Annotated in this window: 27 protein-coding genes and 1 other RNA gene; 14 read left to right on the forward strand and 14 right to left on the reverse strand. The window is 67.5% G+C overall.

The window, feature by feature from the left end; translation table 11 throughout:
* Positions 1-6 precede the first annotated feature (6 nt).
* On the reverse strand, positions 7-897 hold the full coding sequence (gene mutM, locus EV560_RS08450) for a bifunctional DNA-formamidopyrimidine glycosylase/DNA-(apurinic or apyrimidinic site) lyase (protein ID WP_131855288.1): 891 nt from the start codon (positions 895-897) through the stop codon (positions 7-9).
* Positions 898-1,007: 110 nt separating this feature from the next.
* On the opposite strand from mutM, the gene ubiE reads away from it, so the two are divergent.
* Both ubiE and ubiB read left to right on the forward strand, forming a co-directional pair.
* Positions 1,008-1,769, forward strand: coding sequence for a bifunctional demethylmenaquinone methyltransferase/2-methoxy-6-polyprenyl-1,4-benzoquinol methylase UbiE (gene ubiE, locus EV560_RS08455; protein ID WP_131855289.1), 762 nt, complete (start codon positions 1,008-1,010; stop codon positions 1,767-1,769).
* Between the two features lie 10 nt (positions 1,770-1,779).
* A complete protein-coding gene (gene ubiB / locus EV560_RS08460; RefSeq protein ID WP_131855290.1) occupies positions 1,780-3,336 on the forward strand; it encodes a 2-polyprenylphenol 6-hydroxylase in 1,557 nt (518 codons plus the stop codon).
* Between the two features lie 105 nt (positions 3,337-3,441).
* On the opposite strand, the gene EV560_RS08465 is transcribed toward ubiB, so the two are convergent.
* From EV560_RS08465 to EV560_RS08485, 5 genes are all read right to left on the reverse strand, one after another.
* The gene (locus EV560_RS08465) at positions 3,442-4,632 is read right to left on the reverse strand and encodes a serine hydrolase domain-containing protein (RefSeq protein ID WP_131855291.1); all 1,191 of its coding nucleotides are present in this window, start codon (positions 4,630-4,632) and stop codon (positions 3,442-3,444) included.
* Positions 4,629-5,081 carry a VOC family protein gene (locus tag EV560_RS08470; protein WP_131855292.1) on the reverse strand — a complete coding sequence of 151 codons (453 nt, stop codon included), beginning with the start codon at positions 5,079-5,081 and terminating at the stop codon, positions 4,629-4,631. The genes EV560_RS08465 and EV560_RS08470 overlap by 4 nt, the downstream gene beginning before the upstream one ends.
* A gap of 107 nt (positions 5,082-5,188) precedes the next feature.
* Complete coding sequence (locus EV560_RS08475; protein WP_131855293.1) at positions 5,189-5,671, reverse strand: DUF1579 domain-containing protein; 483 nt, start codon at positions 5,669-5,671, stop codon at positions 5,189-5,191.
* Between the two features lie 154 nt (positions 5,672-5,825).
* A complete protein-coding gene (locus EV560_RS08480; RefSeq protein WP_131855294.1) occupies positions 5,826-6,365 on the reverse strand; it encodes an SRPBCC family protein in 540 nt (179 codons plus the stop codon).
* 40 nt (positions 6,366-6,405) lie between these two features.
* The gene (locus EV560_RS08485) at positions 6,406-6,750 is read right to left on the reverse strand and encodes an ArsR/SmtB family transcription factor (RefSeq protein WP_131855295.1); all 345 of its coding nucleotides are present in this window, start codon (positions 6,748-6,750) and stop codon (positions 6,406-6,408) included.
* A gap of 158 nt (positions 6,751-6,908) precedes the next feature.
* On the opposite strand from EV560_RS08485, the gene EV560_RS08490 reads away from it, so the two are divergent.
* The 6 genes from EV560_RS08490 (at position 6,909) to EV560_RS08515 (ending at position 12,256) form a co-directional block, all read left to right on the forward strand.
* The gene (locus EV560_RS08490) at positions 6,909-8,366 is read left to right on the forward strand and encodes an AMP nucleosidase (protein ID WP_131855296.1); all 1,458 of its coding nucleotides are present in this window, start codon (positions 6,909-6,911) and stop codon (positions 8,364-8,366) included.
* A 165-nt stretch (positions 8,367-8,531) separates the two neighbouring features.
* On the forward strand, positions 8,532-9,806 hold the full coding sequence (locus EV560_RS08495) for a phosphopantothenoylcysteine decarboxylase domain-containing protein (RefSeq protein ID WP_131855297.1): 1,275 nt from the start codon (positions 8,532-8,534) through the stop codon (positions 9,804-9,806).
* A 3-nt stretch (positions 9,807-9,809) separates the two neighbouring features.
* On the forward strand, positions 9,810-10,295 hold the full coding sequence (gene dut, locus EV560_RS08500) for a dUTP diphosphatase (protein WP_131855298.1): 486 nt from the start codon (positions 9,810-9,812) through the stop codon (positions 10,293-10,295).
* Positions 10,292-10,741, forward strand: coding sequence for an RrF2 family transcriptional regulator (locus tag EV560_RS08505; RefSeq protein ID WP_131855299.1), 450 nt, complete (start codon positions 10,292-10,294; stop codon positions 10,739-10,741). The genes dut and EV560_RS08505 overlap by 4 nt, the downstream gene beginning before the upstream one ends.
* A 79-nt stretch (positions 10,742-10,820) precedes the next feature.
* Positions 10,821-11,807: a cysteine synthase A gene (cysK, locus tag EV560_RS08510; protein WP_131855300.1), complete on the forward strand. Its 987-nt coding sequence runs from the start codon at positions 10,821-10,823 to the stop codon at positions 11,805-11,807.
* The gene (locus EV560_RS08515; protein WP_131855301.1) at positions 11,804-12,256 is read left to right on the forward strand and encodes a GNAT family N-acetyltransferase; all 453 of its coding nucleotides are present in this window, start codon (positions 11,804-11,806) and stop codon (positions 12,254-12,256) included. The genes cysK and EV560_RS08515 overlap by 4 nt, the downstream gene beginning before the upstream one ends.
* Before the next feature lie 30 nt (positions 12,257-12,286).
* On the opposite strand, the gene EV560_RS08520 is transcribed toward EV560_RS08515, so the two are convergent.
* The 3 genes from EV560_RS08520 to EV560_RS08530 all read right to left on the reverse strand — a co-directional run bounded on the left by EV560_RS08520 (position 12,287) and on the right by EV560_RS08530 (position 15,557).
* On the reverse strand, positions 12,287-13,150 hold the full coding sequence (locus tag EV560_RS08520) for a VOC family protein (protein ID WP_248311943.1): 864 nt from the start codon (positions 13,148-13,150) through the stop codon (positions 12,287-12,289).
* A 110-nt stretch (positions 13,151-13,260) separates the two neighbouring features.
* Positions 13,261-14,502 (reverse strand): NAD(P)/FAD-dependent oxidoreductase, encoded by a 1,242-nt coding sequence (locus EV560_RS08525; protein ID WP_131855303.1) that lies wholly within the window; start codon positions 14,500-14,502, stop codon positions 13,261-13,263.
* Positions 14,503-14,504: 2 nt separating this feature from the next.
* Complete coding sequence (locus EV560_RS08530) at positions 14,505-15,557, reverse strand: YihY/virulence factor BrkB family protein (protein WP_131855304.1); 1,053 nt, start codon at positions 15,555-15,557, stop codon at positions 14,505-14,507.
* Positions 15,558-15,795: 238 nt separating this feature from the next.
* On the opposite strand from EV560_RS08530, the gene EV560_RS08535 reads away from it, so the two are divergent.
* The gene (locus tag EV560_RS08535) at positions 15,796-16,506 is read left to right on the forward strand and encodes an outer membrane protein (RefSeq protein WP_131855305.1); all 711 of its coding nucleotides are present in this window, start codon (positions 15,796-15,798) and stop codon (positions 16,504-16,506) included.
* Positions 16,507-16,677: 171 nt separating this feature from the next.
* Here the strand turns inward: EV560_RS08535 and recR are convergent, their stop codons facing one another.
* The 4 genes from recR to ffs form a co-directional block, all read right to left on the reverse strand.
* Positions 16,678-17,283, reverse strand: a complete 606-nt coding sequence (gene recR, locus EV560_RS08540; protein ID WP_131855306.1) for a recombination mediator RecR — start codon at positions 17,281-17,283, stop codon at positions 16,678-16,680.
* A gap of 13 nt (positions 17,284-17,296) precedes the next feature.
* Complete coding sequence (locus EV560_RS08545) at positions 17,297-17,617, reverse strand: YbaB/EbfC family nucleoid-associated protein (protein ID WP_131855307.1); 321 nt, start codon at positions 17,615-17,617, stop codon at positions 17,297-17,299.
* Between the two features lie 71 nt (positions 17,618-17,688).
* Positions 17,689-19,545, reverse strand: coding sequence for a DNA polymerase III subunit gamma/tau (locus EV560_RS08550; protein WP_131855308.1), 1,857 nt, complete (start codon positions 19,543-19,545; stop codon positions 17,689-17,691).
* Between the two features lie 193 nt (positions 19,546-19,738).
* Positions 19,739-19,835: signal recognition particle sRNA small type (gene ffs, locus EV560_RS08555), an RNA gene on the reverse strand.
* 232 nt (positions 19,836-20,067) lie between these two features.
* Between ffs and rpmH the strand changes: the two genes are divergently transcribed.
* From rpmH to yihA, 5 genes are all read left to right on the forward strand, one after another.
* Positions 20,068-20,202 (forward strand): 50S ribosomal protein L34, encoded by a 135-nt coding sequence (gene rpmH, locus EV560_RS08560; RefSeq protein ID WP_038364779.1) that lies wholly within the window; start codon positions 20,068-20,070, stop codon positions 20,200-20,202.
* Between the two features lie 52 nt (positions 20,203-20,254).
* Positions 20,255-20,677, forward strand: a complete 423-nt coding sequence (gene rnpA / locus EV560_RS08565; protein ID WP_131855309.1) for a ribonuclease P protein component — start codon at positions 20,255-20,257, stop codon at positions 20,675-20,677.
* 40 nt (positions 20,678-20,717) lie between these two features.
* Entirely contained in the window at positions 20,718-22,598 is a 1,881-nt protein-coding gene (gene yidC, locus EV560_RS08570; RefSeq protein WP_131855508.1) for a membrane protein insertase YidC, read from the forward strand.
* A 66-nt stretch (positions 22,599-22,664) separates the two neighbouring features.
* On the forward strand, positions 22,665-23,312 hold the full coding sequence (locus EV560_RS08575) for a CatB-related O-acetyltransferase (protein ID WP_465246982.1): 648 nt from the start codon (positions 22,665-22,667) through the stop codon (positions 23,310-23,312).
* Positions 23,313-23,321: 9 nt separating this feature from the next.
* Positions 23,322-23,987, forward strand: a complete 666-nt coding sequence (gene yihA, locus EV560_RS08580) for a ribosome biogenesis GTP-binding protein YihA/YsxC (protein WP_131855311.1) — start codon at positions 23,322-23,324, stop codon at positions 23,985-23,987.
* Positions 23,988-24,002: 15 nt separating this feature from the next.
* Here yihA and EV560_RS08585 read toward each other — a convergent pair whose 3' ends face one another.
* Positions 24,003-25,511 carry an ATP-binding protein gene (locus tag EV560_RS08585; protein WP_165923384.1) on the reverse strand — a complete coding sequence of 503 codons (1,509 nt, stop codon included), beginning with the start codon at positions 25,509-25,511 and terminating at the stop codon, positions 24,003-24,005.
* Positions 25,512-25,661 lie beyond the last annotated feature (150 nt).

Genomic DNA, 25,661 nt, shown 5'->3' on the forward strand with positions numbered 1-25,661 from the left:
GATGCGCTAGCGCTTCGGCTGGCAGCTCTCGCAATAGAAGGTCGAGCGGCCGGACTGGACCAGCCGTTTCACCAGGCCCCCGCAGCCATCAGTGACACAGGCCTCGCCCTCGCGGTCATAGACCTTGAAGCGATGCTGGAAATAGCCGAGCGAGCCATCGGCATGGGCGAAGTCGCGCAGGGTCGAGCCGCCGGCGGCGACCGCCTCCTCCAGCACCTCGCGGATGATCTGCGCCAGCGCATGGGCGGCCGGACGGGGCTTGCCGGTCGGCGTCGCGATGATGCCGGCTTCGGCCTCGGGATGCAGCCCGGCGCGGAACAGCGCCTCGCAGACATAGATATTGCCGAGACCCGCCACGAGCCGCTGATCGAGCAGCGCGGCCTTCAGCGGCGCGATCTTTCCGGCGAAGAGCCTGGCGAGCGTCTCGCCGGACAGCTCGTTGCCGAGCGGCTCGATACCCATTCCGGCGAAATGCTTCGACGATTCCAGCCCGGCGCGCGGCACGAGGTCCATGAAGCCGAAGCGGCGCACGTCATTATAGGTGATGCGGGCGCCCGAGCCGAGATGGAAGACGACGTGGTCGTGCTGCAGATGCCGGCCGATTTCGTTGTAATAGGCGCCTGGCTCGGTCGGCGGCGTGCCGGGAGCCTCCACCACGAAACGCCCGCTCATGCCGAGATGCATGACCAGCGCTTCGCCATCGTCGAGATCGGCGATCAGGTATTTGGCGCGGCGCGACAGGCTCTCGACCCTGCGGCCGGTCAGGCGCTCGGCGAAGCGCTCCGGCAGCGGGAAGCGCAGATCGGGCCGGCGCTGCTCTATGCGTTCGAAGCGCTGGCCGAGCATGGCGGGCTCCAGCCCGCGGCGGACGGTCTCGACTTCGGGAAGCTCGGGCATTCGTTCAGCTCTTAGGGATGCGTCGAGAGGGCCTGTGACAAGCCCGCCCCGTTTCGCTATTCATCGCGAATAGATATCGCCTCAACAGAATACAAGGTCCGGGACAAGCCGTGACAGCAGCCTCCGACACCACCCATTTCGGCTTCGAGACCGTGAAGCTGGCCGAGAAGCAGGCCAAGGTCGACGATGTCTTCCACAAGGTCGCAGGCCGTTACGACCTGATGAACGACCTGATGTCGGCCGGGCTGCACCGGGTCTGGAAGGATGCGCTGATCTCGGCGCTGCGACCGCCGCGGACCCGGCCCTTCCGCCATCTCGATGTCGCCGGCGGCACGGGCGATGTCGCCTTCAAGATCCTAGAGGCCGGCGGGCCGGAGACGAATGTCACCGTGCTCGACATCAACGGCGAGATGCTCGCCGTCGGCCGCGAACGGGCGCAGAAGCGCTTTCCGGGCGACGATCGCATCAATTTCGTCCAGGGCAATGCCGAGGAGCTGGCCCTGCCCGCCGACAGCTTCGACGCCTATACGATCGCCTTCGGCATCAGGAACGTGCCGCGCATCGACAAGGCACTGGCCGAGGCCTATCGCGTGCTGAAGCGCGGCGGGCGCTTCCTCTGTCTCGAGTTCAGCCATGTCGACGTGCCGTTGCTCGACAAGGTCTACGAGGCCTATTCGTTCAATATCATCCCGCCGATGGGTCGGATGGTCACCGGCGAGGCCGAGCCCTACCAGTACCTGGTCGAGTCGATCCGCAAATTCCCCAAGCCGCAGGTCTTCGCCAACATGATCGAGGATGCCGGCTTCCGCCGCGCCTCCTTCACGCCGATGACCGGCGGGGTCGTGGCGCTGCATTCCGGCTGGAAGCTGTGACGGCCGGAGCATGATCTCCGCCCTCGCCCATTTCGCCCGCATGGCGCGGGTCGGCTTCGTGCTGGCGCGCGAGGGTGCGCTTGCGCTGGTCGACCCATCAGTGCTGCCGCCGGCCGCACGCGGCCTGATCCGGCTGGGCCGGCTGATCGAGCGCAAGGGCGCCGGATCCTCCGCCACCCGGCTCGCGGCGGCGATGACCCGGCTCGGCCCGTCCTATGTCAAGTTCGGCCAGTTCCTGGCGACGCGGCCCGACGTGGTCGGCATGAAGATCGCCGAGGACCTTTCCGCCCTACAGGACCGAATGCCGGCCTTCCCGATGGCGCAGGCGCGCGCCACGATCGAGGCCGCCCATGGCGTTTCGGTCGATGCGCTCTTCGTCGAGTTCGGCGAACCCGTCGCCGCCGCCTCGATCGCGCAGGTCCACCGGGCCCGCCGAAAGGACGGTACGGAGGTCGCGGTCAAGATCCTCAGGCCGGGCATTCGCGACCGCTTCAACCGTGACCTCGCCTCGATGCGCTTCGGCGCGCAGCTCGCCGAGAGCCGCTCTGCCGAGGCAAGGCGCCTGCGCTTCTCCGGCGTGGTCGAGACCCTGGCGCGCTCGGTGACGATGGAGATGGATTTGCGGCTTGAGGCTGCCGCCCTTTCCGAATTCGCCGAGAATACCAGGGAAGATGCCGATTTCCGCGTCCCGGTCCCGGACTGGCAGCTCACGGCCCGCGAGGTGCTGGTCGACGAGTGGATCGATGGCATCCGCCTCTCCGACATCGAGGGGCTGCGCGCGGCCGGCCATGACCTGCCGGCGCTGGGACGCAACGTCATCCAGTCCTTCCTGACCCATGCGATCCGCGACGGCTTCTTCCATGCCGACATGCATCCGGGAAACCTGTTCGTCGATGCTCAGGGCCGGCTCGTCGCTGTTGATGGCGGTATCATGGGGCGGCTCGGCCACAAGGAACGGCGCTTCCTCGCCGAGATCCTGCTCGGCTTCATCACCCGCGACTATCGGCGCGTAGCCGAAGTGCATTTTGAAGCCGGCTATGTACCTGGCCATCATGCGGTCGCGGATTTCGCCCAGGCGATCCGGGCGGTCGGCGAGCCGATCCACGACAAGCGCGCCGACGAGATCTCGATGGCGAAGGTGCTGACGCTGCTCTTCGAGATCACCGGCCTGTTCGACATGGCGACGCGGACCGAGCTCGTGATGCTGCAGAAGACCATGGTCGTGGTCGAGGGCGTGGCGCGCTCGCTCGATCCGCATCTGGACATGTGGACCACGGCCGAGCCGGTCGTCCGCGCCTGGATCACCCGCAATCTCGGCCCGCTCGGGCGGATCGAGGAGGCCGGGCGCGGGGCGCGCTCGCTCGCCTTCAGTCTTGCCAGCCTGCCGGAGACGGCGGCGCGGGCCGAGCGCGTGCTCGGCCAGCTCGAGGATGCCTCGCGCCAGGGCTTCTCGCTCGACGAGCGCAGCGTCGAGGCGATCGGCCGGGCCGAGGCGCGTCGCAACCGCTGGGGCAACTGGGCGCTCTGGCTGATCGCCGCGCTGCTGGCCTACGCGATCTTCAGCTGAACAGGTGCCGTCATCGCGAGCATAAGCGAAGCAATCCAGGGGTCTTGCTCTGCCGGCCCCGGATTGCCTCGTCGCTACGCTCCGCGCAATGACCGGGGATCGCCGTCAGGCGATCGCCCGATAGGCCAACCGCTGGAACTCGCGGGCGATATCGACATCATCCGGGCTCTGCATCAGGCGCTGGCTGAGGAAGATGGTAACGAGATCGCGCCTGGGGTCGATGCTCAGGCTGGTGCCGAGCCCGCCCTCCCAGCCATAGCTCCCCGGCTCGGGCGAGAGATCGTCCGGCCTGATCACGATGCCCAGGCCGAAGCCCCAGCCGGTCGTCTCCCAGAAGCCCGGGAAGAAGGGCGAGACAGCTTTCTGCGCCGGCGCGATCTGGTCGCGCGTCATCTCCTCGACCAGCGGCCGCGACAGGATGCGGCGCCCGCCATGACGGCCGCAGGCCAGCAGCATGCGCGCGAAGACGAGCACATCATCCGCAGTCGAGACCACCTCGCAGGGGAAGGCCTGCCGGCCGGCATAGGCGCCGCCGGCAGCGGGATCGAACAGTGAGAGCCGGCCGGTTTCAGCATCGCGGACATAGGTGCTGGCGAGCCGGCCGAGCTTCTCTGGCGGCGCGTGGAAGCCGGTATCGACCATGCCGAGCGGCCCGAACAGGCGCTCCTGCATGACATCGTCGAGCGGCTGGCCGGCAATACGCGCCAGCAGCACGGCGAGCACGTCAAAGCCGGTGTGATACATCCAGCCTTCACCGGGTTGATGGACAAGCGGCAGCGAGGCGAGCTGGGCAATCCATTCGTCCGGCGGCACCGTCGGGTTGAGCGGCCCCGGCGCGACGCCGGCCTCCTGCATCGCCTGCTGGATCGGATAGCGGCCGGGTGGCTGCATGATCGCGCCGATGCCGAGCCGCAGCGTCAGCAGATCGCGCAGCGTGATCGCGCGACGGGCGGGTTCGGTATCGTCGAGCGGGTATTCGATGCTTCGCAGGACCCTGCGATCGGCAAGCTCCGGCAGCCAGCGCTCGACGGATTCGTCGAGGCCGATCAGCCCGTCCTCGACCATGGTCAGCGCCACGACGGCCAGCATCGGCTTGGTCATCGAGGCGATGCGGATGATGCTGTCGCGGCGCATCTGCGCGCCGCTGTCGAGATCGGCGAGGCCGAAAGCCTCGGCCCGGACATCCTCGCCCTGGGCCACCAGCGTCACCATGCCGGCGACGGCGCCTCGGGCGACATGGCCGCGCATCGCGACGGCCATGTCCGAGAGGCAGCTGCGTGACAGCGTATCGCTCACGCCATTTCCGCTGTCTTGGCGCCGCAATCGGCCAGATCGACCGGCATGTCGGTGCCGACCATCCAATGCGTGCCGAACCGGTCGGTCAGCATGCCGAAGCGCGGCGACCAGAAGGTCTCCATCATCGGCATCTTGATCGTGGCACCCTCGGACAGCCCGTCGAAGATGCGCTGGGCCTCGTCCACCGTCGGGACGTTGACGCTGACCGAGACTGATTGCATCGGGCCTTCGCTGCGGTCCGGCGGGGCGTCGGAGGCCATCAGCAGCTGGCCCTCGATCTCGAGGCAGGCATGGAGGATCTTCTTGCGCCATTCCGGCGCGGTATGCTCTTCGGCGGGCGTGCCCTCATGCGTCATCATCGCGGTGATCTTGCCGCCGAGTACCTTCTGGTAATGCGTGAAGGCCTGCTCGCAATTGCCGTCGAACAACAAATAGGTCGAGAGCTTCATGGCTGTTCTCCTGTGAGAGAGGTGGCCGGCACTGGCGCGAATTCGGATCGTTCAGCTGATTTAAGTTGAACGGAAAGCGCGCCAGCGAGCCGGCCGGGCTTGGCCGCTCAGCGCTTGCTGTAACGAGCGGTCATGAATTGGGTCCAATTGCCGTCGGCACCGAGGACCTTCGAATAGAACAAGCGCTCGCTCGGGCTGACGATCTCGAGGATGTCGCGATATTTCGAGGTCGTGCCGTCACCGGAGAAGCTCGGGCCCTCGGATTCGAGCGTCAGGATCTTGCGGCCCTCGTCGAGGAAACCGTCATAGGTCCAGAGCATCGGCATCATCGAGCCGACCCAGGTGCCGACGAACCGGCCCTTCGCCGGATCGAAGCCGAGCGTGATCCGCATCGTCGCCGGGCCGCCGCCGGGCATCTCGCCCTGGCTCTCGCCGACGACCCAGAGATCGCCGACCGCCTTCACAGTCTCGGTGCCGAGCGACTTCTCACCGGGCTGGTCGGGGCCCATCACGCATTCGCTCTCATAGCTCCAATCGCCGATGAGTTGCTGGAGCCAGCGATGGTCTTCCGTAGGTTGGGCTGGAAACACGGTCTTCCTCCTTCTGACGTGGGGTTGGTGGTTCTAGTGGGACTACGGACGGCCTGGAGCGCCGTGCGTCCTTCCGGGCGCAGATCGCAATCTAACCCTTTGTTAAAGCGGCAGATCTCCCTATCGATCGGTGTGCATGCCTCGGTCCGATGCTCTAGCCTTCGGCAGCGGCCTTCATGTCGGCGAGGCCCTTCTCGAACTCGCCACCGACCATGCGATCCATATTGACGAAGACATGGAAGATCTTGCCGATGAACGGCGTCGGCCCGGCCATCGTCCAGGTCACGTTCGTGGCGCTGCCAGCAGGCTCAAGCGCGAATGTGACGAGGTTATGAGCTTCGAACGGCTTGATGAAGTCGAGCTTGAGGGCGACCTTGCTGGCAGGAACCGCCTCGACGATCTCCATGCGGCCCTGGCCGACCTTCTTGTCGCCTTCCCAGGCATAGACAGAACCGACACCCGCCGGCGCGCCGTCATAGTTGCGCCTCAGGTTGGGATCGAGCTTCTCCCAGGGCGACCATCGGGCCCAGTTCTTGAAATCGTTGATCAAGGGGAAGACGCGCTCGGGCGGCGCATTCATCGCGAGCGAGCGCTGAAGCGAGAAGGTATCGGGCTTCATTGCGGCCAGGATCAACACCACGACGATGCCGGTGGCCAGGATTGCTGCGACGGTGAGGAGAACGGTCTTGAGCATCGGGCGGCTTCCCTTGGCGTCGTATGGGCGGGGAACGTCTTCAGGCAGGCTTGTCCGGATCCGCCGTCTTGATCTCGCGGAGGACCTCCTCCAGGCGGTCGAAGCTCTGGGTCCAGAAGCGGCTGTAATGCTCCAGCCATTCCGAGACCTCGCGCAGCGGCGCCGGATCGAGCCGGCAGGGCCGCCACTGCGCTTCCCGTCCACGTGTGATCAGCCCGGCCTTCTCCAGCACCTTCAGATGCTTCGAGACCGCCGGCAGGCTCATCGCGAAAGGCTCGGCCAGTTCCGTCACCGAAGTCTCGCCTCGCGCAAGCCGCGCCAGGATCGCGCGCCGGGTCGGATCCGCGAGGGCTGACAGCGTGACGCTGAGATGATCGGTGTGCATTGGCTTAACCAGGGCATTAATTAACTTACTGGTTTAATAAAGCGGTCCTCCATACCTGTCAAGCAGCGGCTTCGACGATGGCACGCAGATTGACCTGCAGCGCTGCCGCTTGTTGTCAGGAGCGCTCGACGCCAGCTAGAAGCGAGGGGGAGGATGCGATGAGCTTCGAGACCGCCGCCACGCCGCAGGACGCCGTCGACCGGCTGGAAGCGCTCTATGAAGAGGCCAAGGACGCGCTCCGCAACGACCTCCAGCGCTTCTTTTCGACACAACAGCCGCCGACATCGGACGAACGGGCGCGCTACCGCTATCCGATGCTGCGCGTCACCTACGAGCCTTCGAAACTGCCGGCGGCGACACGGCGCGGCTATGCGAAATTCGCGACGCCCGGCATCTATTCGACCACGGTGACGCAGCCGGCCGAGTTCCGCGGCTATCTGCTCGACCAGTTGCAGCCGCTGGTCGAGGAATATGGCGCGACGATCGAGACCGGCATCAGCCACCAGGAAATCCCTTATCCCTACGCGCTCGACGGCGGCGACGAGCTTGGCCGCGGCAAGGTCTCGCCGGCCGAGCTTGCCCGCTACTTCCCGACGCCGCTCCTCGCGCTGGTGGGAGACGAGATCGCCGACGGCACCTTCGACATCGTCGAGGGCGAGCCGCGGCCGCTCGCGCTGTTCGACGCCGTCAGGGTCGACTACTCGCTGCGCCGGCTGGTGCACTATACCGGCACCGATTGGCGGGCCGTGCAGCCCTGGGTGCTGCTGACCAATTACCACCGCTATGTCGACCAGTTCGTCCGGCTCGCGATCGCCGAGATCGAGGCGGGCACCGCCGAGGCGCTGGTAACGCCGGGCGGGGTGCGGATCGACCGCGAGGGCATCGATGTCAGCGCGGCCGAGCGGGTGATGGCAGCGCCCTGGCACCGGTTCCAGATGCCGGCCTATCACCTGATCCGTCCGCAGGGGCAGGAGGGCGTGACGCTGGTCAATATCGGCGTCGGCCCCTCCAATGCGAAGAACATCACCGACCATCTCGCGGTGCTCAGGCCGAATTGCTGGCTGATGGTCGGCCATTGCGGCGGGCTGCGCCAGACGCAGATCATCGGCGATTACGTGCTCGCCCATGCCTATCTCCGGCAGGACGGCATCCTCGACGACCATGTCCCGCCGGATATCCCGATCCCGGCGCTGGCCGAGGTCCAGGTCGCACTGCAGGACGCCGCCGCCGAGGTCACCGGCGAGAAGGGCGACCGGCTGAAGGCCAGGCTGCGCACCGGTACCGTAGTGACCCAGGACGACCGCAACTGGGAGCTGCGCTGGAGCAAGGAGCGCCGCCGCATCAACCTGTCGCGCGCGATCGCGGTCGACATGGAATCGGGAACGATCGCGGCGCAGGGCTACCGGCTGCGCGTGCCCTACGGCACCCTGCTCTGCGTCTCCGACAAGCCGCTCCATGGCGAGATCAAGCTGCCCGGCGCCGCCAACGCCTTCTACGAGCGGGCGGTGAGCGAGCATCTCAAGATCGGGCTCGCGGCGCTGGAGAAGCTGAAGGAAGCCGGCAGCGCGATCCATTCGCGCAAGCTGCGCAGCTTCGATGAACCGCCATTCCGGTGATTGCAGCTCAGCCTCTCGCATAGACACCGACGATGCAGGGCAGCGCGTCCCCTCATCCGGCGCTTCGCGCCACGTTCTCCCGCGAGGGGAGAAGGGAAGCGCGCCCCATGACAGCCGCGCCCGCCCGATGCTAGGAAACTGCCTACACGCCCGAGGAGCCTGCCCTTGTCCGCCTCCCGCTCCATCCTGCTGATCATCGGCGGCGGCATCGCCGCCTATAAGTGCCTGGAGCTGATCCGGCGGCTGAAGGATCGCGGCATCGCCTCACGCTGCATCCTGACCAAGGCGGGCGAGGAGTTCGTGACGCCGCTCGCCGTCTCCTCGCTTGCTGGCGAACGCTGCTTCACCGACCTGTTCTCGCTGACCGACGAGGCCGATATCGGCCATATCGCGCTGTCGCGTTCGACCGACCTCCTGGTGGTCGCGCCCGCCACCGCCGATCTGATCGCCAAGATGGCGACCGGCCTCGCCAATGATCTCGCCTCGACCGCGCTGCTTGCCACCGACAAGCGCATCCTGATCGCGCCGGCGATGAACCCGCGCATGTGGGAGCATCCGGCGACGCGCCGGAACATGGCGCAGCTCGAGAAGGACGGCGTGCTCGTCGTCGGCCCGAATTCCGGCGCCATGGCCGAGCGTGGCGAGAACGGCCCTGGCCGCATGGCCGAGCCACACGAGATCCTGGCCGCGATCGAACAGGCGCTGGCCGGCGAGACCCGGGTTTCGCCGACCATCGGCTTTCTCGGCCGCAGCCCCGGCGGAGCCGTGTCGAGCGGGCAGAAGCCGCTCGCCGGCAAGCGCGTGCTGATCACCTCCGGCCCGACCCATGAGCCGATCGACCCGGTGCGCTATATCGCCAATCGCTCCTCCGGCAAGCAGGGTCACGCCATCGCCGCCGCCGCCGCGGCAGCTGGCGCCAGCGTGACGCTGGTCTCCGGGCCTGTGACGATCGCCGATCCCGCCGGCGTCGAGACCGTCCATGTCGAATCGGCCCGCGAGATGCTGGCCGCCGTCGAAGCGGCCTTGCCGGCGGATATCGCGATCTTCGCCGCCGCCGTCGCCGATTGGCGCGTGGCGGAGGAGGCGCCGGGCAAGCTGAAGAAGCAGCCCGGGGCCGAAGCGCCGGCGCTCGCCCTGGTCGAGAACCCCGACATCCTCGCCACCGTCGCGGCGCGCGAGATCGACCGGCCGCCACTCGTCGTCGGCTTCGCCGCCGAGACCGACAATGTCATCGACTATGCTCGCGCCAAGCTCGCCAAGAAGGGCTGCGACCTGATCGTCGCGAATGATGTCGGCGGCACCGGCGTGATGGGCGGCGATGCCAATACCGTGCATCTCGTCACGGCCGACGCCGTCGAGACCTGGCCGACTCTGCCCAAGGCCGAGGTCGCCACGCGGTTGATCGCGCATCTGGCGGATATGTCGAAGGCGGGGGGCTGACGCATGGTCGCGGTTTCCGTCCGCCGCCTGCCGCATGGCGCCGATCTGCCGCTGCCCGCCTATGAGACGGAGGGCGCGGCCGGGATGGACCTGCGCGCCGCCTTGCCGGCGGATGAGCCGGTCGTGCTGGCTGCCCGAGGACGGGGGCTCGTTCCGACGGGGCTCGCGCTGCAATTGCCTGTCGGTTTCGAGGCGCAGGTACGGCCGCGTTCGGGGCTGGCGGCGAAGCATGGCGTCACCGTGCTGAACGCGCCCGGCACGATCGACAGCGACTATCGCGGCGAGATCAAGGTGATCCTGGTCAATCTCGGCCAGGAGGATTTCACCATCCGCCATGGCGATCGGATCGCGCAGCTCGTGATCGCGCCGGTGACGCGGGCCGCGCTGGTCGAAGCCGAGACGCTCGATGACACCCCGCGCGGCGCCGGCGGCTTCGGCTCGACCGGCATCGCCGGCGGCAGGGCGCTGGCGAATGGAGACGGGCGATGATGATGCTGTCGCGCCGCAGCCTGCTCGCCATCGCCGCGGTGGTCGATATCGCGCTGCATGCGCGCCCGGCCCCGGTCGCGGCGAAATTCCTCGCAGCGCGGCACGACCTGCCGCCGCGCCATCTCGAGACGATGCTGCAGGCGCTGGTCAAGGCCGGCATCCTCAAGGGCGTGCGCGGGCCGCGCGGCGGCTACGAGCTGGCACGCGAGCGCCGCCGCATCACCGCCGGCGAGATCGCGCGGGCCGCGATGCAGGCGGTCGGCGACGACTCGGTGCCGCTGCCGCAATCGCGGCTGATCGACGATGTCGTCGGCCCCGCCCTGAAGACCGCGACGGATGCCTATCTCGGCGAGCTCGACCGCATCACGGTCGAGGAGCTGTGCCGGGAGGCCGAGCGCAAGAACGTCTTCGATACGATCGGCGCCAAAGCCGATTTCACAATATAAGGCCGTGATTAAACCACATTCATCGACAGCAACTGTGAATTGAGCTAACCCTGATACAACTTTGAGCAAGGAGGGCCTGATGGCCGACGCAGCACATAAGCTCACCTCCGCCCCGTCGAAGGCTCCCGGCCGCGGCAGGGTCTACGATTCCATCACCGACACGATCGGCGATACGCCGCTGGTCAAGCTCAACCGGCTGCCGGCCGAGCGTGGCGTCAAGGCGACGATCCTGGCCAAGCTCGAATTCTTCAACCCGATCTCGAGCGTCAAGGACCGCATCGGCGTCAGCATGATCGACGCGCTCGAAGCCTCCGGCGCGCTGAAGCCGGGCGGAACGCTGATCGAGCCGACTTCGGGCAATACCGGCATCGCGCTCGCCTTCGTAGCGGCCGCACGCGGCTATCGCCTGATCCTGGTCATGCCCGAGACGATGTCGCTGGAGCGGCGCAAGATGCTGGCGCTGCTCGGCGCCGAACTGGTGCTGACCCCCGGCCCCGGCGGCATGCGCGGTGCCGTCGCCAAGGCCGAGGAGCTCAAGAGCGAGATTCCGGGCTCGATCATCCCGCAGCAATTCGAGAATCCGGCCAACCCGGCGATCCACCGCGCGACCACCGCCGAGGAGATCTGGAACGACACCGACGGCAAGGTCGACATCTTCGTCTCCGGCGTCGGCACCGGCGGCACCATCACCGGCGTCGGCCAGGTGCTTAAGCCGCGCAAGCCCGATCTCAAGATCGTCGCTGTCGAGCCCGAGGATTCGCCGGTGCTCTCCGGCGGCCAGCCCGGCCCGCACAAGATCCAGGGCATTGGCGCCGGCTTCGTGCCGGGCGTGCTCGACCGCTCGGTGATCGACGAGGTCGTCACCGTCGGCAACCAGACCGCCTTCGACACGGCCCGCGCACTGGCGAAATTCGAGGGTATCCCGGCCGGCATCTCCTCGGGCGCGGCGATCGCGGCGGCGCTGGAAGTCGGCGCGCGGCCGGAGAATGCCGGCAAGACGATCGTCGTGATCATCCCCTCCTTCGCCGAGCGCTATATTTCGAGCGCCCTGTTCGAGGGTTTGTGACGGCAGGCACCGTCCAGCTCGTCCGGATCAGCGAGACGCTGCCGGACGAGTTCGACGACCTGCAGAACGAGGCGGCCGCAGAAGGCTACCGCTTCGTCGAGACCCTGCGAGAGGAATGGCGAACCGGCCGCTACCATGACGGGGATGAGCGCTTTGCGCTCTTCGCCGCCTATCGCGACGGCGAACTGGCCGCGGTCGGCGCGGTGACGCCGGACCCCTACGATCCCGCGGATGATCTCTTGCGCATCCGCCATGTCTATGTCCGCCCGCTCTGCCGGCGCGACGGCGTCGGGCGGCAACTCGGCGCGGCCTTGGTCCAGCAGGGGCTGGCCATCGTGCCGCGGCTGTCGCTGAACGCCGCCGATTCAGGCGCGGCCGCCTTCTGGGAAGGTTTTGGCTTCCAGCCCGATAGCGGCGGCACGCGGCGGAGCCATCTGCTGAAGCGTTGAGAGGTTTCTCGCTTCCGCAGGGAGGAGGAATCAGCGCCTCAGGACCAGCCGGTTATTCCACGGGTCGGCGACCTCCGCCGTCTCGCCGTCATTGCTGCCCCCCGCGGCCAGGAAGCGCTGGCGCATCGCCGCGAAGGCCTCGTCGTCACGGGCGACGAGCTCGAACGAGGCGAGCCCCGCCTCGCCGTCCTGGCGCCGCGCTGCGCCGCGGCTCTGCCAGATATTCGCGCCGATATGGTGGTGGTAGCCGCCGCTGGCGAGGAAGCTCGCGCCGGGATAACGCACCATGAGGTCGAAGCCGAGGACGTCGCGATAGAAGGCGTCTGCCTGATCGGTATCGCCGACGCGCAGGTGGATATGGCCCATACGCGTGCCGGCGGGCATGCCCGGATAGGGCTTGCCGTCCGCCTCGGAAAGCAGCGCGTCGAGATCGAGCCGCTCGGTCGCCATGGCGACGGCGCCGTCGCGGCGCGGCCATTCCGGGCGCCTGCGATCACGATAGATCTCGATGCCGTTGCCTTCCGGATCGGAGAGATAGATCGCCTCGCTGACGAGATGGTCGGAGGCGCCCTCCAGCCGCACGCCGCTCTGTGCCGCATGGGCGAGCCAGTTGGCGAGGTCATGGCGCGAGGGCAGCAGGATGGCGATGTGGAAAAGCCCGGCCTTCGAGCTCGGCGGCTGCGCGCCGGCTTCGAGCGTGACCAGCGGCTCGCGATCGATGCCGAGCACAGCCTTGTCCGGTCGCAGCGAGAGCACTTTGAGGCCGATCGCGTCGCGATAGAAGGCGGTCAGCCTGGCGACGTCGCGAACCCGCAGCGAGACCGCACCGATGTGATAGGGCGCGTCATGCGCCTCGAGGTGAACCTGTGAAGGGGCGTTGTCCGTCGCGAGCATGGCGACCTCCGAGATGTCGCGGCGACCGGCCGCTTTCATGAATAGATGAGCCTAATCGCGGCATTTGTCGCCCGGGTCGCCGGCAAGTCTGCGATTGCAGCGCTGCAATCTCAGGGCCGTTGCGGGTTCGGCCGGTCGATGGCGAAATGGGCGAACCAAGGCATTTCCTGGCCGCCGATCAGCGAACCGATGACCCGCGAGGCCAGGTAGCTGAAGGTGATGCCGTTGCCGCCATAGCCATAGGCCGCCAGCATGCGTGGCTGGCCCGGCACCCGGCCGATCAAGGGCAGGCCGTCGACGGTCTGGCCGAAGGCGCCGGACCAGGCATGGCCGACATCGGCCACCGCCGCCGGCAGCAGCGCCGCGAGCTTGCGCCGGAGCGCCTCCGTCTTCTGCGCTTCGAGGCCCTCCCGCTGGTCGGGGTCGGCGATCGCCTCGTCCTCGCCGCCAAGCACGATGCAGCCGTCGCTCGTCGTGCGGCAATAGGCATAGGTTTCGGAAGCTTCCCAGACCAGCGCCCGGCCGGGCCAGAGTGCTTGCGGCCGCTGCGGCAAGGTCGCGAGGGCCCAGCTGGAAAAGACGCTGTGCAGGTCGCTCTTCACGAGATCGGGCATGACATAGCCGGTCGCGAGCACGACATGACCAGCCTCGATGACGCGCCCGCCGGCGAGCTGGACCATCGCGCTGTTGCTCGTGCCGTCGAAGGCGACGGCCTCGTCGCGAACGAGCCGCACGCCCTGCTGCGCCGCCCGGGCAAGGAGGGCGTGGCAGAGGCTCAGGGGATCGGCCTCGGCCGCCCCGGTCGAGACGAGCGCCGCCGCACGATCGAAGCCGAACGTTTTCAGCAGCAGGTCATGGCCAAGATAGGCGCCGGGCAGGCCGGCCCGCCGGCGCAGCTCATGCTCTTCACCCAGCTCGGCCGGACCGACCTCCGCAGCCGCCAGGTAGAGGCTGTCGCGCGTGTAGAAGGCGCAAGGGAGCGCAAGCCCTATGATCAGGTCCCGCAGACCTTCGACAGCCTTGAAGCTGCGGCGGTAGATATCGGCCGCGCGCTCGAAGCCGTAATGGAAGGCGAGTTCGCGCAGCGGCTTGTCGATCTCCCAGAGCAGCATCGCGGTGCTGGCGAGCGTGCTGCCGAAGCCCGGCCGCTCGCGATCGACCAGCACGACGCCATGGCCGCGCGCAGCGAGATGCTCGGCGAGCATCGCGCCGGTGATGCCGGCGCCGATGATCGCGACCTCGCAGCGCAGGTCGGCGCCGAGACTCTCGCCCGACGGCCTCGCCAACCCCGCCTTCCAGGGCGTCACGCCGCTGCGCAGATCGGCCTGTTCCGTCTCCAGCGCATCCAGCATCGCTATTCTTCCGCCATGGCCGGGCCGACCGTATCGGCCATGGTGGCACCGCGCCGGCCCAGCGGCTTCGGCCTGCCGATCGTGCTGTCGCGGGCCGTCTGATGCTCGAGCTCGGCGTTGAGCTCGGCGCCGGCGAGCACGATCCAGGCCGACAGCCAAAGCCAAGTCATGAAGACGACGATCGTCGCGAGCGAGCCATAGGTCGCGGTGTAATTGCCGAGCGTGCCGACATACCAAGAGAAGGCGAAGGAGGCCGCGGCCCAGAGCAGCGCGGCGGCCAGCGCGCCCGGCAGGACCCAGGAGAAGCGCGCCGGGCGACGACTCGGGCCGATCCAGTAGAGGCAGGCGATCGAGAGGACCGCGACGAGGAAAAAGGCCGGCCAGCGGATCGCCTGCAGAAGGCGCTGCAGTTCCTGCTGGAACGGGAAGAGCGCCGCGACCAGCGGCACGATGGCGATCACGATCAGGGCCAGGGTCAGCAGCACGACGCCGCTCAGCGTGGTCAGCAGCGAGATCAGGTTCAGCCTGAGGAAACTGCGCTTCTCGCGCTCGTGATAGATGATGTTCAGCGCATCGAAGACCGCCTTCACCGCGGCATTGGCGCTCCAGGCGGCGACGGCAAAGCTGATCAGGAAGGTCACGGACAACGTGGTCGTATTCTGCGTCGCCAGCCGCATCGCCTGTTCATGGATCAGGTCGCGAGCGGCGAGCGGAAACATCGTGGTGAAGTCGTCGAGCTGGTTGGCGATCGTCAGCGGGTCGGTGAAGTAGCGGTAGAGCGTGACGAAGAGCGAGAGCGCCGGCACCAGCGAGAGCAAGGTGAAGAAGGCGACGGCGCCGGCCAGCGAGCTCAGCCGGTTATCGGCGACATTGGCGGCAAAGCGCAGCAGCACGTCCTTCCAGCCGAGCCAAGTCATGTCGAACGGCGAACAGGCGAGCCGGCCGCGGGCGGCCTCCCTGAGCGGGCGCAGCAGCCGGCGCGAAGCGGCATCCCACATATAGCCCAGCGCCAATCCCGCGCCGGCCATGCCCGCGATGCGTTTGAGCAGGGCCATGAACTCGTCTCCGCCGCCGCGATCGCGAGGCCGGAGTCGCGCCAAGCACGGCGTCTCGCTAACCGCGACGAGGCGGACTTTGTTCCGTGCCCGCCGCGCGAGAGCGGCCGGCTTATCCGTTTGTTAACCTTAACGCTTTCTAACTACGCGATGGATCGGCGCCGGGAGGGCGCCCAGCCGAGCCAGGCAAGGCGACGCATCGCGGCGCAGCCTGTTCTTCGGGCAGCGAGCGAGAGCGATGAGCAAGTTCCTGAACGCCGGTATTGCAAGCCTTGTCCTGCTGGCGAGCGGGGCGGCCATGGCCGGCGACCTGCCGATGCGCAAGGGTGCGCTGCCGCCGGCACCGGTGCTGCCCGAACTCTACTCCTGGACGGGTTTCTATGTCGGCGGCCAGATCGGCTATTCCTGGGCGTCCGACAAGACGAGCTTCGTCGCGCTCAACGGCGCGCTCGCCGGTGTCGCCTTCGATTACAATACCGATGGTGTCGTTGGCGGCGGCCATGCCGGCTTCAACTACCAGATGGGCGGCTTCGTGATTGGCGTCGAGGGCGATGTCGAGGCGGTGGACGCCAAGGGCGGCTTCAACAGCGCGCTCGGCATCGGCCGCGTGAGCCGTGACTGGCAGGCCTCGATCCGGGGCCGGCTCGGCTTCGCGCTCGACCGCTTCATGATCTACGGCACCGGCGGCGGCGCCTTCACCGAATATAACTATCGGCTCTCGAATCCGGCGACGGGCCTCAGCGAGACCGCTCAGACCCAGCGCGGCGGCTGGACCGCCGGCGGCGGCCTCTCCTATGCCTTCAGCAACAACCTGATCGGCGGCGTCGAATATCGCTACACCGATTATGGCCGTTTCAGCCGCTTCGCGCGCAGCGCCTTCCTCGGTCTCGGCACCGAGCAGGAGACGACGACCCACGCCGTGCGGACGAGCCTGAGCTACAAGTTCTGACCCGCAGCCTCCGATTTGTCGTCATTGCGAGCGCAGCGAAGCAATGACGATGAGGCCGTCTGCATTTCCTAGAGCAGTTCCGCGTTTCCCCGAACCGCGGAAATGCTCCATCTATTTGTTTTAACGCATTTTCTTCACGCGAACCGGTATCCACTTCGCTCGAAGATGCTCTTAGAAGCCCGTGCGCTGGCGGATCGCCGCCGCCAGGGTGCCGTCGTCGAGATAATCCAGCTCGCCACCGACCGGCACGCCATGGGCGAGCCTGGTCACCTTCACCGGCAGATGCGCCAGCAGATCGGTGATGAAATGCGCGGTGGTCTGGCCGTCAACGGTGGCGTTGAGCGCGAGGATGACCTCCTTCACCGCCGGATCGGAGGCGCGCCCGACCAGCGCGTCGAGCGTCAGATGCTCGGGCCGGATGCCGTCCAGCGCCGAGAGGATCCCGCCGAGCACATGATAGCGGCCCGAGACCGCGCCGGAGCGCTCCAACGCCCAGAGATCGGAGACATCGGCGACGACGACGATCAAAGCATCGTCGCGACGGGCGTCGCGGCAGATCGCGCACGGATCGGAGGTATCGATATTGCCGCAGGTCGAGCAGGTGACGATGCGCTCGCGCGCGGTCGTCATCGCGTCGGCGAGCGGCCCGAGCAATTGCTCCCGCTTCTTGACCAGATGCAGCGCCGCGCGCCTGGCCGAGCGCGGCCCGAGGCCCGGCAGCTTGGCCAGGAGCTGGATCAGGCGCTCGATCTCGGGGCCGGAAACGGCGCGGGACATGCTGCGCTAAGGCTCAGAACAGCTTCATGCCGGGCGGGATCGGCAGGCCCTTGGTGATCTCGGCCATGCGCTCCTGCATCACGCGCTCGGCGCGGGCGCGGGCATCCGTCGAGGCGGCGACGATCAGGTCCTCGAGGATCTCGCGCTCGTCGGCAACCATCAGGGCCGGGTCGATCTTGACACCCTTGATCGCGCCCTTGGCGGTCATGGTCACCGTGACCATGCCGCCGCCGGCGGCGCCCTCGACCTCGATCATGTCGAGCTCGGCCTGAACATCGGCCATCTTCTGCTGCATCTGCTGCGCCTGCTTCATCAGGCCCATCATGTCGCGCATGGGTTTTCTCCGGGTCCTTGTTTGCGCTTGTCCTGATCGGAAACCGGTTCCCACTTTTCCGGGACAAGCGTTCAGAAATCGATGCCGTCGAAATCCGGCTCGCTATCGTCGAAAAGCGGCTCGGCATCGGGCAGATAATCATCGTCAGACGTGGTTGCAGCAGCCGACTCGGCGGCGACTGCGCGCGGGTCGCGGACATCGACGATGCGGGCGCCGGGGAAGTGCTGCAGCACGGCTTTCACCGCCGGATGCGCGGCGGCATCGCTCTCGCGCTGGTCCTTCGCCGCCGCGGCCTGCTCGCGCAGGGTCGCGCCGCCCTCGGCATTCACGACCGCGACGATCCAGGTCTGGCCCGTCCATTCCTTGAGACGGCGGGAGATATCGTTGGCGAGCGTGCGCGAGCCCCACTCGGCGAGCGCGAACTCGAACCGGCCGGGCTCGAAACGCACGGGGCGGACATCGCGCTCCAGCGCCAGCTTCAGCGTGATCTCGCGATGCTGCGAGGCGAGCGCGACGAGGTCTTCCAGCGTCGTGAGCTGCGGACCAGCGGCCGCGCGAGGCACGGCAGCCGGCGTCGGCATCGGGTTGGCGCTGGCCAGCACTGGCCGCGCCGCTAGCGCAGTGTTGCCGCCGCCGGAGGGCGGACGGGGCGCGGAGCCGCCATTGCCGTTGCCATTGCCAGCGAAGCCCGCGCCCTCGCGCAGCAGGCGCATCGCCTCGTCCGGTGTCGGCAGGTCGGCGGCATGGGCGAGGCGCACCAGGACCATCTCGGCCGCCATCACCGGCCGATCGGCCTGCTTCACCTCGGACATGCCGCGCAGCAGCATCTGCCAGGCGCGGGCGAGCACGCGCACCGAAAGACGCGACGCGAAATCGCCGCCGCGGCTGCGCTCGGCCTGGCTGAGGCCATTGTCCTTGGCGGCCTCGGGCACGAGCTTCAGGCGTGTCACCAGATGGGTGAACTCGGCGAGGTCGGTCAGGACCACGACCGGATCGGCGCCGGCATCATATTGGGCGCGCAGCTCGCCGAGCGCCGCGGCGACATCGCCCTTCATCACCGACTCGAACAGGTCGATGACGCGGGCGCGGTCAGCGAGCCCGAGCATCGAGCGCACATCCTCGAGCGTGATCCGGCCGGCGGCATGGGCGATGGCCTGGTCGAGGATCGAGAGCGAATCGCGCACCGAGCCTTCGGCGGCGCGCGCCACCGCGGACAGCGCCTCCTCCTCTGCATCGACGCCCTCGGCCTTGCAGATCGTGCCGAGATGGCTGACGAGCACCCCGGCATCGACGCGGCGCAGGTCGAAGCGCTGGCAGCGCGAGAGCACCGTCACCGGCACCTTGCGGATCTCGGTGGTGGCGAAGATGAATTTTGCGTGCGGCGGCGGCTCTTCCAGGGTCTTCAGGAAGGCGTTGAACGCCGCCCCGGTCATCATGTGCACTTCGTCGATGATGTAGACCTTGTAGCGCGCCGAGACCGGGGCATAGCGCACGCTGTCATTGATCTGGCGGATATTGTCGACGCCGTTATTGGAGGCGGCGTCGATCTCCATCACGTCGATATGCCGGCCCTCGATGATCTCGCGGCAATGCACGCCGAAATTCGTAAGGTCGGTGGTCGGGGCGCCGTTGCCGTCGGGCGTCTGGTAGTTGAGCCCGCGCGCCAGGATGCGGGCGGTCGTGGTCTTGCCGACGCCGCGCACGCCGGTGAGCATCCAGGCCTGCGGAATGCGCCCGGCGGCGAAGGCGTTGGTGAGCGTGCGCACCATCGGCTCCTGGCCGATCAGGTCACCGAAATGGGCCGGGCGATATTTGCGCGCGAGGACGCGATAGGCGGCGCCCGCAGCCGGGGCCGGCGCAGGCTCGGGCGACAGACCGGGGAAGCCCGGCTCGTCGGCTGGAAGCGCTATCGGAGACTCGTCGCTCATGGTTCTGGTTTGGCGGTTCGGCGCGCGAGGGTCAACCACCCAGCCCTCGCCCCGAGCCGGCGCGTGAGCGTCGTTTCGAAGACCGGTTGGTTCGTGGCGATCGCGCCTTCTGGAGCATCCTTCGGCACGCGGGCTTCGAGCCTGCCCCTTAGGATGAGGGTTGGACCGTCACGCCGCGCCGAATGGATGCTAAGGTGGGAGGCTGGACGAAGACCCGTTCGGTCTCGTTACGGCTGCTTCCTTCCGGACCTGACCGGGTTGGCGAGTGAGACGTCCCTCGCCAACCTCCCGGGCGCTATATCGTGTATATGATCGGCGAGTGCAAGCGCGGCGCGACAAGCCCGCGCGGCTTCGTCGCAGCATGCCGCTTCGGCATTGACTTGAACCGGACGTTCCGTCATAAGCCCGCGACTTGCGCAGCCTTCACCGGCGGCGACGACCTTTTGCATGACAGGCTCGGCTGGCCGAACGTCCTCAGGGGACGCGCGGCGGGCGGGCTCAACAAGGCCCCGGAGACGGACCGTGAAAAGAACCTATCAACCCAGCAAGCTGGTTCGCAAGCGCCGCCACGGCTACCGCGCCCGCATGGCGACCAAGGGTGGCCGCAAGGTCATCGCCGCCCGCCGGGCGCATGGCCGCAAGCGCCTGTCGGCCTGAGCAGCCGGCGCGTGATCATCGCGCGCCTCATCCGGAAGACTGGCCAATCGCCATGCGCCTCGCCCGTCTGACCGAACGCAAAGAGTTCCTGGCGGCGGCCGCGCATGGCCGCCGTTTTCGTTCGTCCGCCTTCACCGCGCAGGTGCGCGATGCCGAGGGCGAGACAGGGCGTGATGGCTTGCGCCTGGGGCTGACCGCCTCGCGCAAGGTCGGCGGCGCGGTGGAACGCAACCGCATCAGGCGCAGGCTGCGCGAAGCGGCCAAGGCGGCACTGGCCGCGCAATCCGGCCGCAATTGCGATATTGTCGTCGTCGCGCGGCGCGAATGCCTGACGGCCGATTTCAAGTCACTGGTCGCCGATCTTTCGGTCGCGCTCGACCGCGCCAGGCCTGCGAAGCCTGGATTTGCCAAGCCCGGCCGCCGGCCGGCCGAGACGAAGCGCGCCCCTGCCGGCAGCGCGCCCCAACGATCCTGAACATCAAGCCGAGCGCCAGCGAGATCCGTTTCCGATCATGATGAAAGAAGACAACCGCAACCTGCTTCTGGCGATCACGCTGTCGGTGGTCGTGCTGCTCGGCTGGCAGTTCTTCTACGGCGTGCCGCAAATGGAGAAGCAGCGCCAGATCGCGCAGCAGAACCAGCAGACGCAGACGCAATCCGTGCCGCAGGGCGCGACCTCGGTTCCGGCTCCAGGCGCCGCGCCCGGCCAGCCCTCGACGGCCGCGGCGCCCGCCGCCGTGCCGGCGACGCCCGCAGTCGAGACCCGTGAGCAGGCGCTTGCCCGCAGCCCTCGCGTCAAGATCGACACGCCGAAGATCATCGGCTCGATCGCGCTCACCGGCGCGCGCATCGACGACGTCTCGCTCCGGGCCTATCACGAGACCGTCGACCCCAAGAGCCCGAACATCATCCTGCTCTCGCCGCTTGGCGGGCCGAACGCCTATTACTCCGATTTCGGCTGGGTCGCGGCGCCGGGCAGCAATGTCCCCCTCCCGGGCCCGACCACGGTCTGGAAGGCGGATGGCGAGGTGCTGAGCCCGGCCAAGCCGCTCACCCTGACCTGGGACAATGGCCAGGGCCTGCTGTTCAAGCGCTCGATCTCGATCGACGACAACGCCATGTTCTCGATCCGCGACGAGGTCGAGAACCGCGGCTCGGCTCCGGTGACGCTGTTCCCGTTCGGCCAGGTCGTGCGCCATGGCAAGCCGGCGACGCTCGGCTACTACGTGCTGCATGAGGGCCTGATCGGCAATCTCGGCGAACAGGGCCTGCAGGAATTCACCTACGACCATATCGACAAGGAGCCGCTGCTCTCGCCCGGCACCACCGGCAAGGTCTGGAAGGACGTGGTCGGCGGTTTCGTCGGCATCACCGACAAGTACTGGGCAGCCGCGGTCGTCCCCGATCAGGCGCGCAAATACGAAGGCCGCTACTCCTCCGTCCAGACCGGCGCGTCGCGCACCTACCAGGCCGATTTCCTCGGCGAAGCCGTGCAGATCGCGCCGGGCGCGACCGCAGCCTCGGCCGGCCGGCTCTTCGCCGGCGCCAAGGAGGTCGCGGCCGTCGATGGCTACGAGAAGAATCTCGGCATCAAGCGCTTCGAGCTCCTGATCGACTGGGGCTGGTTCTATTTCATCACCAAGCCGCTCTTCTTCCTGCTCGACTGGATCTACAAGCATGTCGGCAATTTCGGCGTCGCGATCCTGATCGTCACGTTGCTGCTGAAAGGCCTGTTCTTCCCGCTCGCCAACAAGTCCTACGCCTCGATGGCGAAGATGAAGGCGCTGCAGCCGGAAATGGTCGCGATCCGCGAGCGCTACGCGGACGACAAGATGAAGCAGCAGCAGGCGCTGATGGAGCTGTACAAGACCCAGAAGATCAACCCGCTCGCCGGCTGCTGGCCGGTGCTGCTGCAGATCCCGGTCTTCTTCGCGCTCTACAAGATCCTGTTCATCACCATCGAGATGCGGCATGCGCCGTTCTTCGGCTGGATCCACGACCTCGCGGCGCCGGACCCGACAAATCTGTTCAACCTGTTCGGCCTTCTGCCGTTCACGCCGCCGGCCTTCCTGCATCTCGGCGCCTGGCCGATCATCATGGGCATCACGATGTTCATCCAGATGAAGATGAACCCGGAGCCGCCGGATCCGGTGCAGAAGATGATGTTCACCTGGATGCCGGTGTTCTTCACCTTCCTGCTCGGCTCGTTCCCGGCCGGCCTGGTGATCTACTGGAGCTGGAACAACCTGCTTTCGGTGACCCAGCAGGGCTTCATCATGAAGCGCCAGGGCGTGAAGATCGAACTGTTCGACAATCTCAAGGGCATGTTCGGCAAGAAGCCGCCAGCCGCAGCGCCAGGCACACCGCAGCCGGCGAACAGCAACAAGGCGAAGTAAGCGGCTCACCGCAGCGATGCGAAGCCCCTCTCCCACCGGAGAGGGGTTTTTCATTTCGGGGCTTACATGCGAAAGGGGGACATGCCGCTTCCCGATCCGCTCACGCGCCATCCCATCCCCGGCTGGAAAGGCACCGCCTTCCTCAAGGCGATCATCGACCATCCGCTGATCGACGTCGGCGACTACAGCTATTACGACGATTCACGCGGGCCGGAGCATTTCGTCGCGCGCTGCGTGCGCTATCATTTCGACTTCATCGGCGACCGGCTGATCATCGGAAAATTCGTCGCGATCGCCCAGGCGGCACAGTTCATCATGAACGGCGCCAACCATCCGATGGGCGGTTTCTCGACCTTTCCCTTCGCCATGTTCGGCGTCGAAGGGGCGCCGCCGGTGACGCCAGGCGCGCTCGGCCATCGCGGCGACACCGTGATCGGCAACGATGTCTGGATCGGCCGCGAGGCGGTGATCATGCCCGGCATCAGCGTCGGCGACGGCGCGATCATCGGGACAAGGGCGCAGGTAAGCCGCGACGTGCCGCCCTATGCCGTCGTCGTCGGCAATCCGGGGACAGTCGTGAAGACGCGCTTTCCGCCCGAGATCGTTACGGAGCTGCTCGCGATCCGCTGGTGGGACTGGGAGCCGGAGAAGATCGCGCGCAATATCGGCGTCATCTCGGCAGCCGACATCGACGCGCTGCGCGCCGCCGTGTAGGCAAGGGCGATGACCACAAGCACGACGACGCCATTCACCGAAGACGAGATCGAATCCGCCCGCAAGCTCTTCGAGGGGCCGTGGGATTTCGTCTGGGCCTCGACGCGGATCGACGACCTGCCGCCGATGGTCGGCCAGGAGATCGCCTTTGCCGGGCGTTCCAATGTCGGCAAATCGAGCCTGATCAACGGGCTGACCCGGCGCAACGCGCTGGCGCGGACCTCGCATACGCCCGGCCGCACGCAACAGCTCAACTTCTTCCGGCAGGTCGGCCATGACGAGCGCCTGACCATCGTCGACATGCCCGGCTACGGCTATGCCGCGGTCGGCAAGGACAAGGTCGCGGCCTGGACCAGGCTGATCCATGACTATCTGCGCGGCCGCGCCAACCTGATGCGCGTCTATGTGCTGATCGATGCCCGCCACGGCATCAAGGATGTCGACGGCGCGGTGCTGGAGACGCTCGACAAGGCAGCGGTGTCCTATCAGGTCGTGCTGACCAAGGGCGATGCGATCAAGAAGTCCGACCAGCAATTCATGGCGGAAGCGACCTATGACGAGATCAAGCGCCGGCCCGCGGCCTTTCCCGAGGTGCTGCTGACCTCGAGCGAGAAGGGGCTCGGCATTCCCGAGCTGAGGGCGGCGATCGCGCGGGTCCTGGCGGAGAAAAGCTGAGCGCTGGAGCGTCTCCTAAGCCGCGTCTCGCGCCGCGCCGATCGAGGTGACGCCGTAGACCTCCGTATCCACCCGGCGCCGTTCGCCCAGGACATAGTCGTAGAGCGGGCGGCAGGCCGGCGCGACGCGCTCGCTCGCCGTGTCCGGCGCGACATTGTTGAGGTACTGGTAGATCAGGATGTCCCGGCCCTCGCGGCCGGCATTCGGGAAGACTCCGCTGAAGCTGAAGCCGAGCTCCTCGAAGCGCCCGGCGAGCATCGCGGTGGCGGGATCGGCCAGCGGGAGCTGCAACAGCACGCTCGCAACCCCGTTCATGCAGAAGCGGCGGAGGAAGCCGGCAATCGAGCCGAGGACATCCTGACCGTAGGAACGCAGCTCGATGAGGATGTGCCCCCAACTCAGCAGCCCGCTCTCGATCGACAATTGCGTCGGCTCGGCGGGCAGCGGCCTGGAGGGCGGCGGCGGCGCGAACGTCACGGGCTCGCCGAGCGCCGTGTAGATGCTCTCCAGCATGTCCTGATGCCGCTGTGGGCTGAATAGAATCCGCGCCGGACCCGGCCGACCCGGCATGTAGATCGTGATCTCCGACTGGCGGCCCGCCGTGCCTTCGGCCGCGCCGGCGAGCTCCCAGTCCGGGCTGACGCTGGCGAGGTGCGCGCCGGTCGGGACGCCGCGGAAGCGCAGCGCGCCGCGCTGCGAGATGGTATGGGCGGTCACGGCATTGGCGACGACGCCGAGATAGCCACGCTCTCGCGCGTCACGCGCGGCGAATTCGAGCATCTGGACGAGCAATGTCGGATTGGCGCGTGCCACCGGCGCGATCACGAGATCGCTGAACTCCGGCACGAGCGCGTTCACCGAGGGGTCGAGGCAGCCATGGCCGTAGATCGTGCCCTCCGGCCCGGCGGCGACGTAGCTGACCAGCCGCCTCTCCTCGTTGAGGCGGGCGAGCTCGGCGGGATTGTAGAGATGCTCGTCCGGCTTGGTGAAGCCATAGGCCAGCCAGGCGCAGCGCGCGACGCCATTGGCATCCGACGGCGCGAAGGGCCTGATCTCGAGCCGCGGCAGCGCCTGGCGCTTCGCGGCGGACGGCTCCGCGGCCGGCGCCTCGACAGGGACGGGACGTGGCGGCAGGCGGAAGCGCAGGTCGAACAGCTTGCCGTCGCGCCCGAGATTGCGGAACATCGCCTCGTCGCAGGAATGCCAGGCGAGATGCAGCCCGAGGCCGGCGAGGTTCGGGTCCTCGATCGAGAAGGGCCCGGTCTCGGCCGGGTCATAGGGCAGCCCCCAGTCCTGGATGCGCAGCGAGAAGACCGCGCCCTCGCTGGCCGCCGAGACCCGGATCACCCCGTGCTCGCCGGCCGGATAGGCATGGTCGACCGCGTTCAGCACGACCTCCTCCACCGCGAGCTCGAGACGCGCCCGCTTCTCCGCCGCGAGGCCGAGCCGGTCCGCCGCGGCGAGGCTGGCCGCCTGCGCGATCGCGACGGCATGGCCGTCATTCGGCAGGTCGAGCTGAAACATCGGGTGCATCATCGGTCTCGCGTCGCCGGCATCTTCGCCGGTCATCTAATCCGGAGAGCGATTACCGACGCGTTTCCGGCATCGTCAGAGCCGGCTCCGGTCAGGTTGGATCAACCTGATCGGTGAATCCGTCCCTAAACTATTGCTGGA

The sequence above is a fragment of the Allobosea sp. BK604 genome, assembly GCF_004341515.1.
Taxonomy (GTDB): Bacteria; Pseudomonadota; Alphaproteobacteria; order Rhizobiales; family Beijerinckiaceae; genus Allobosea.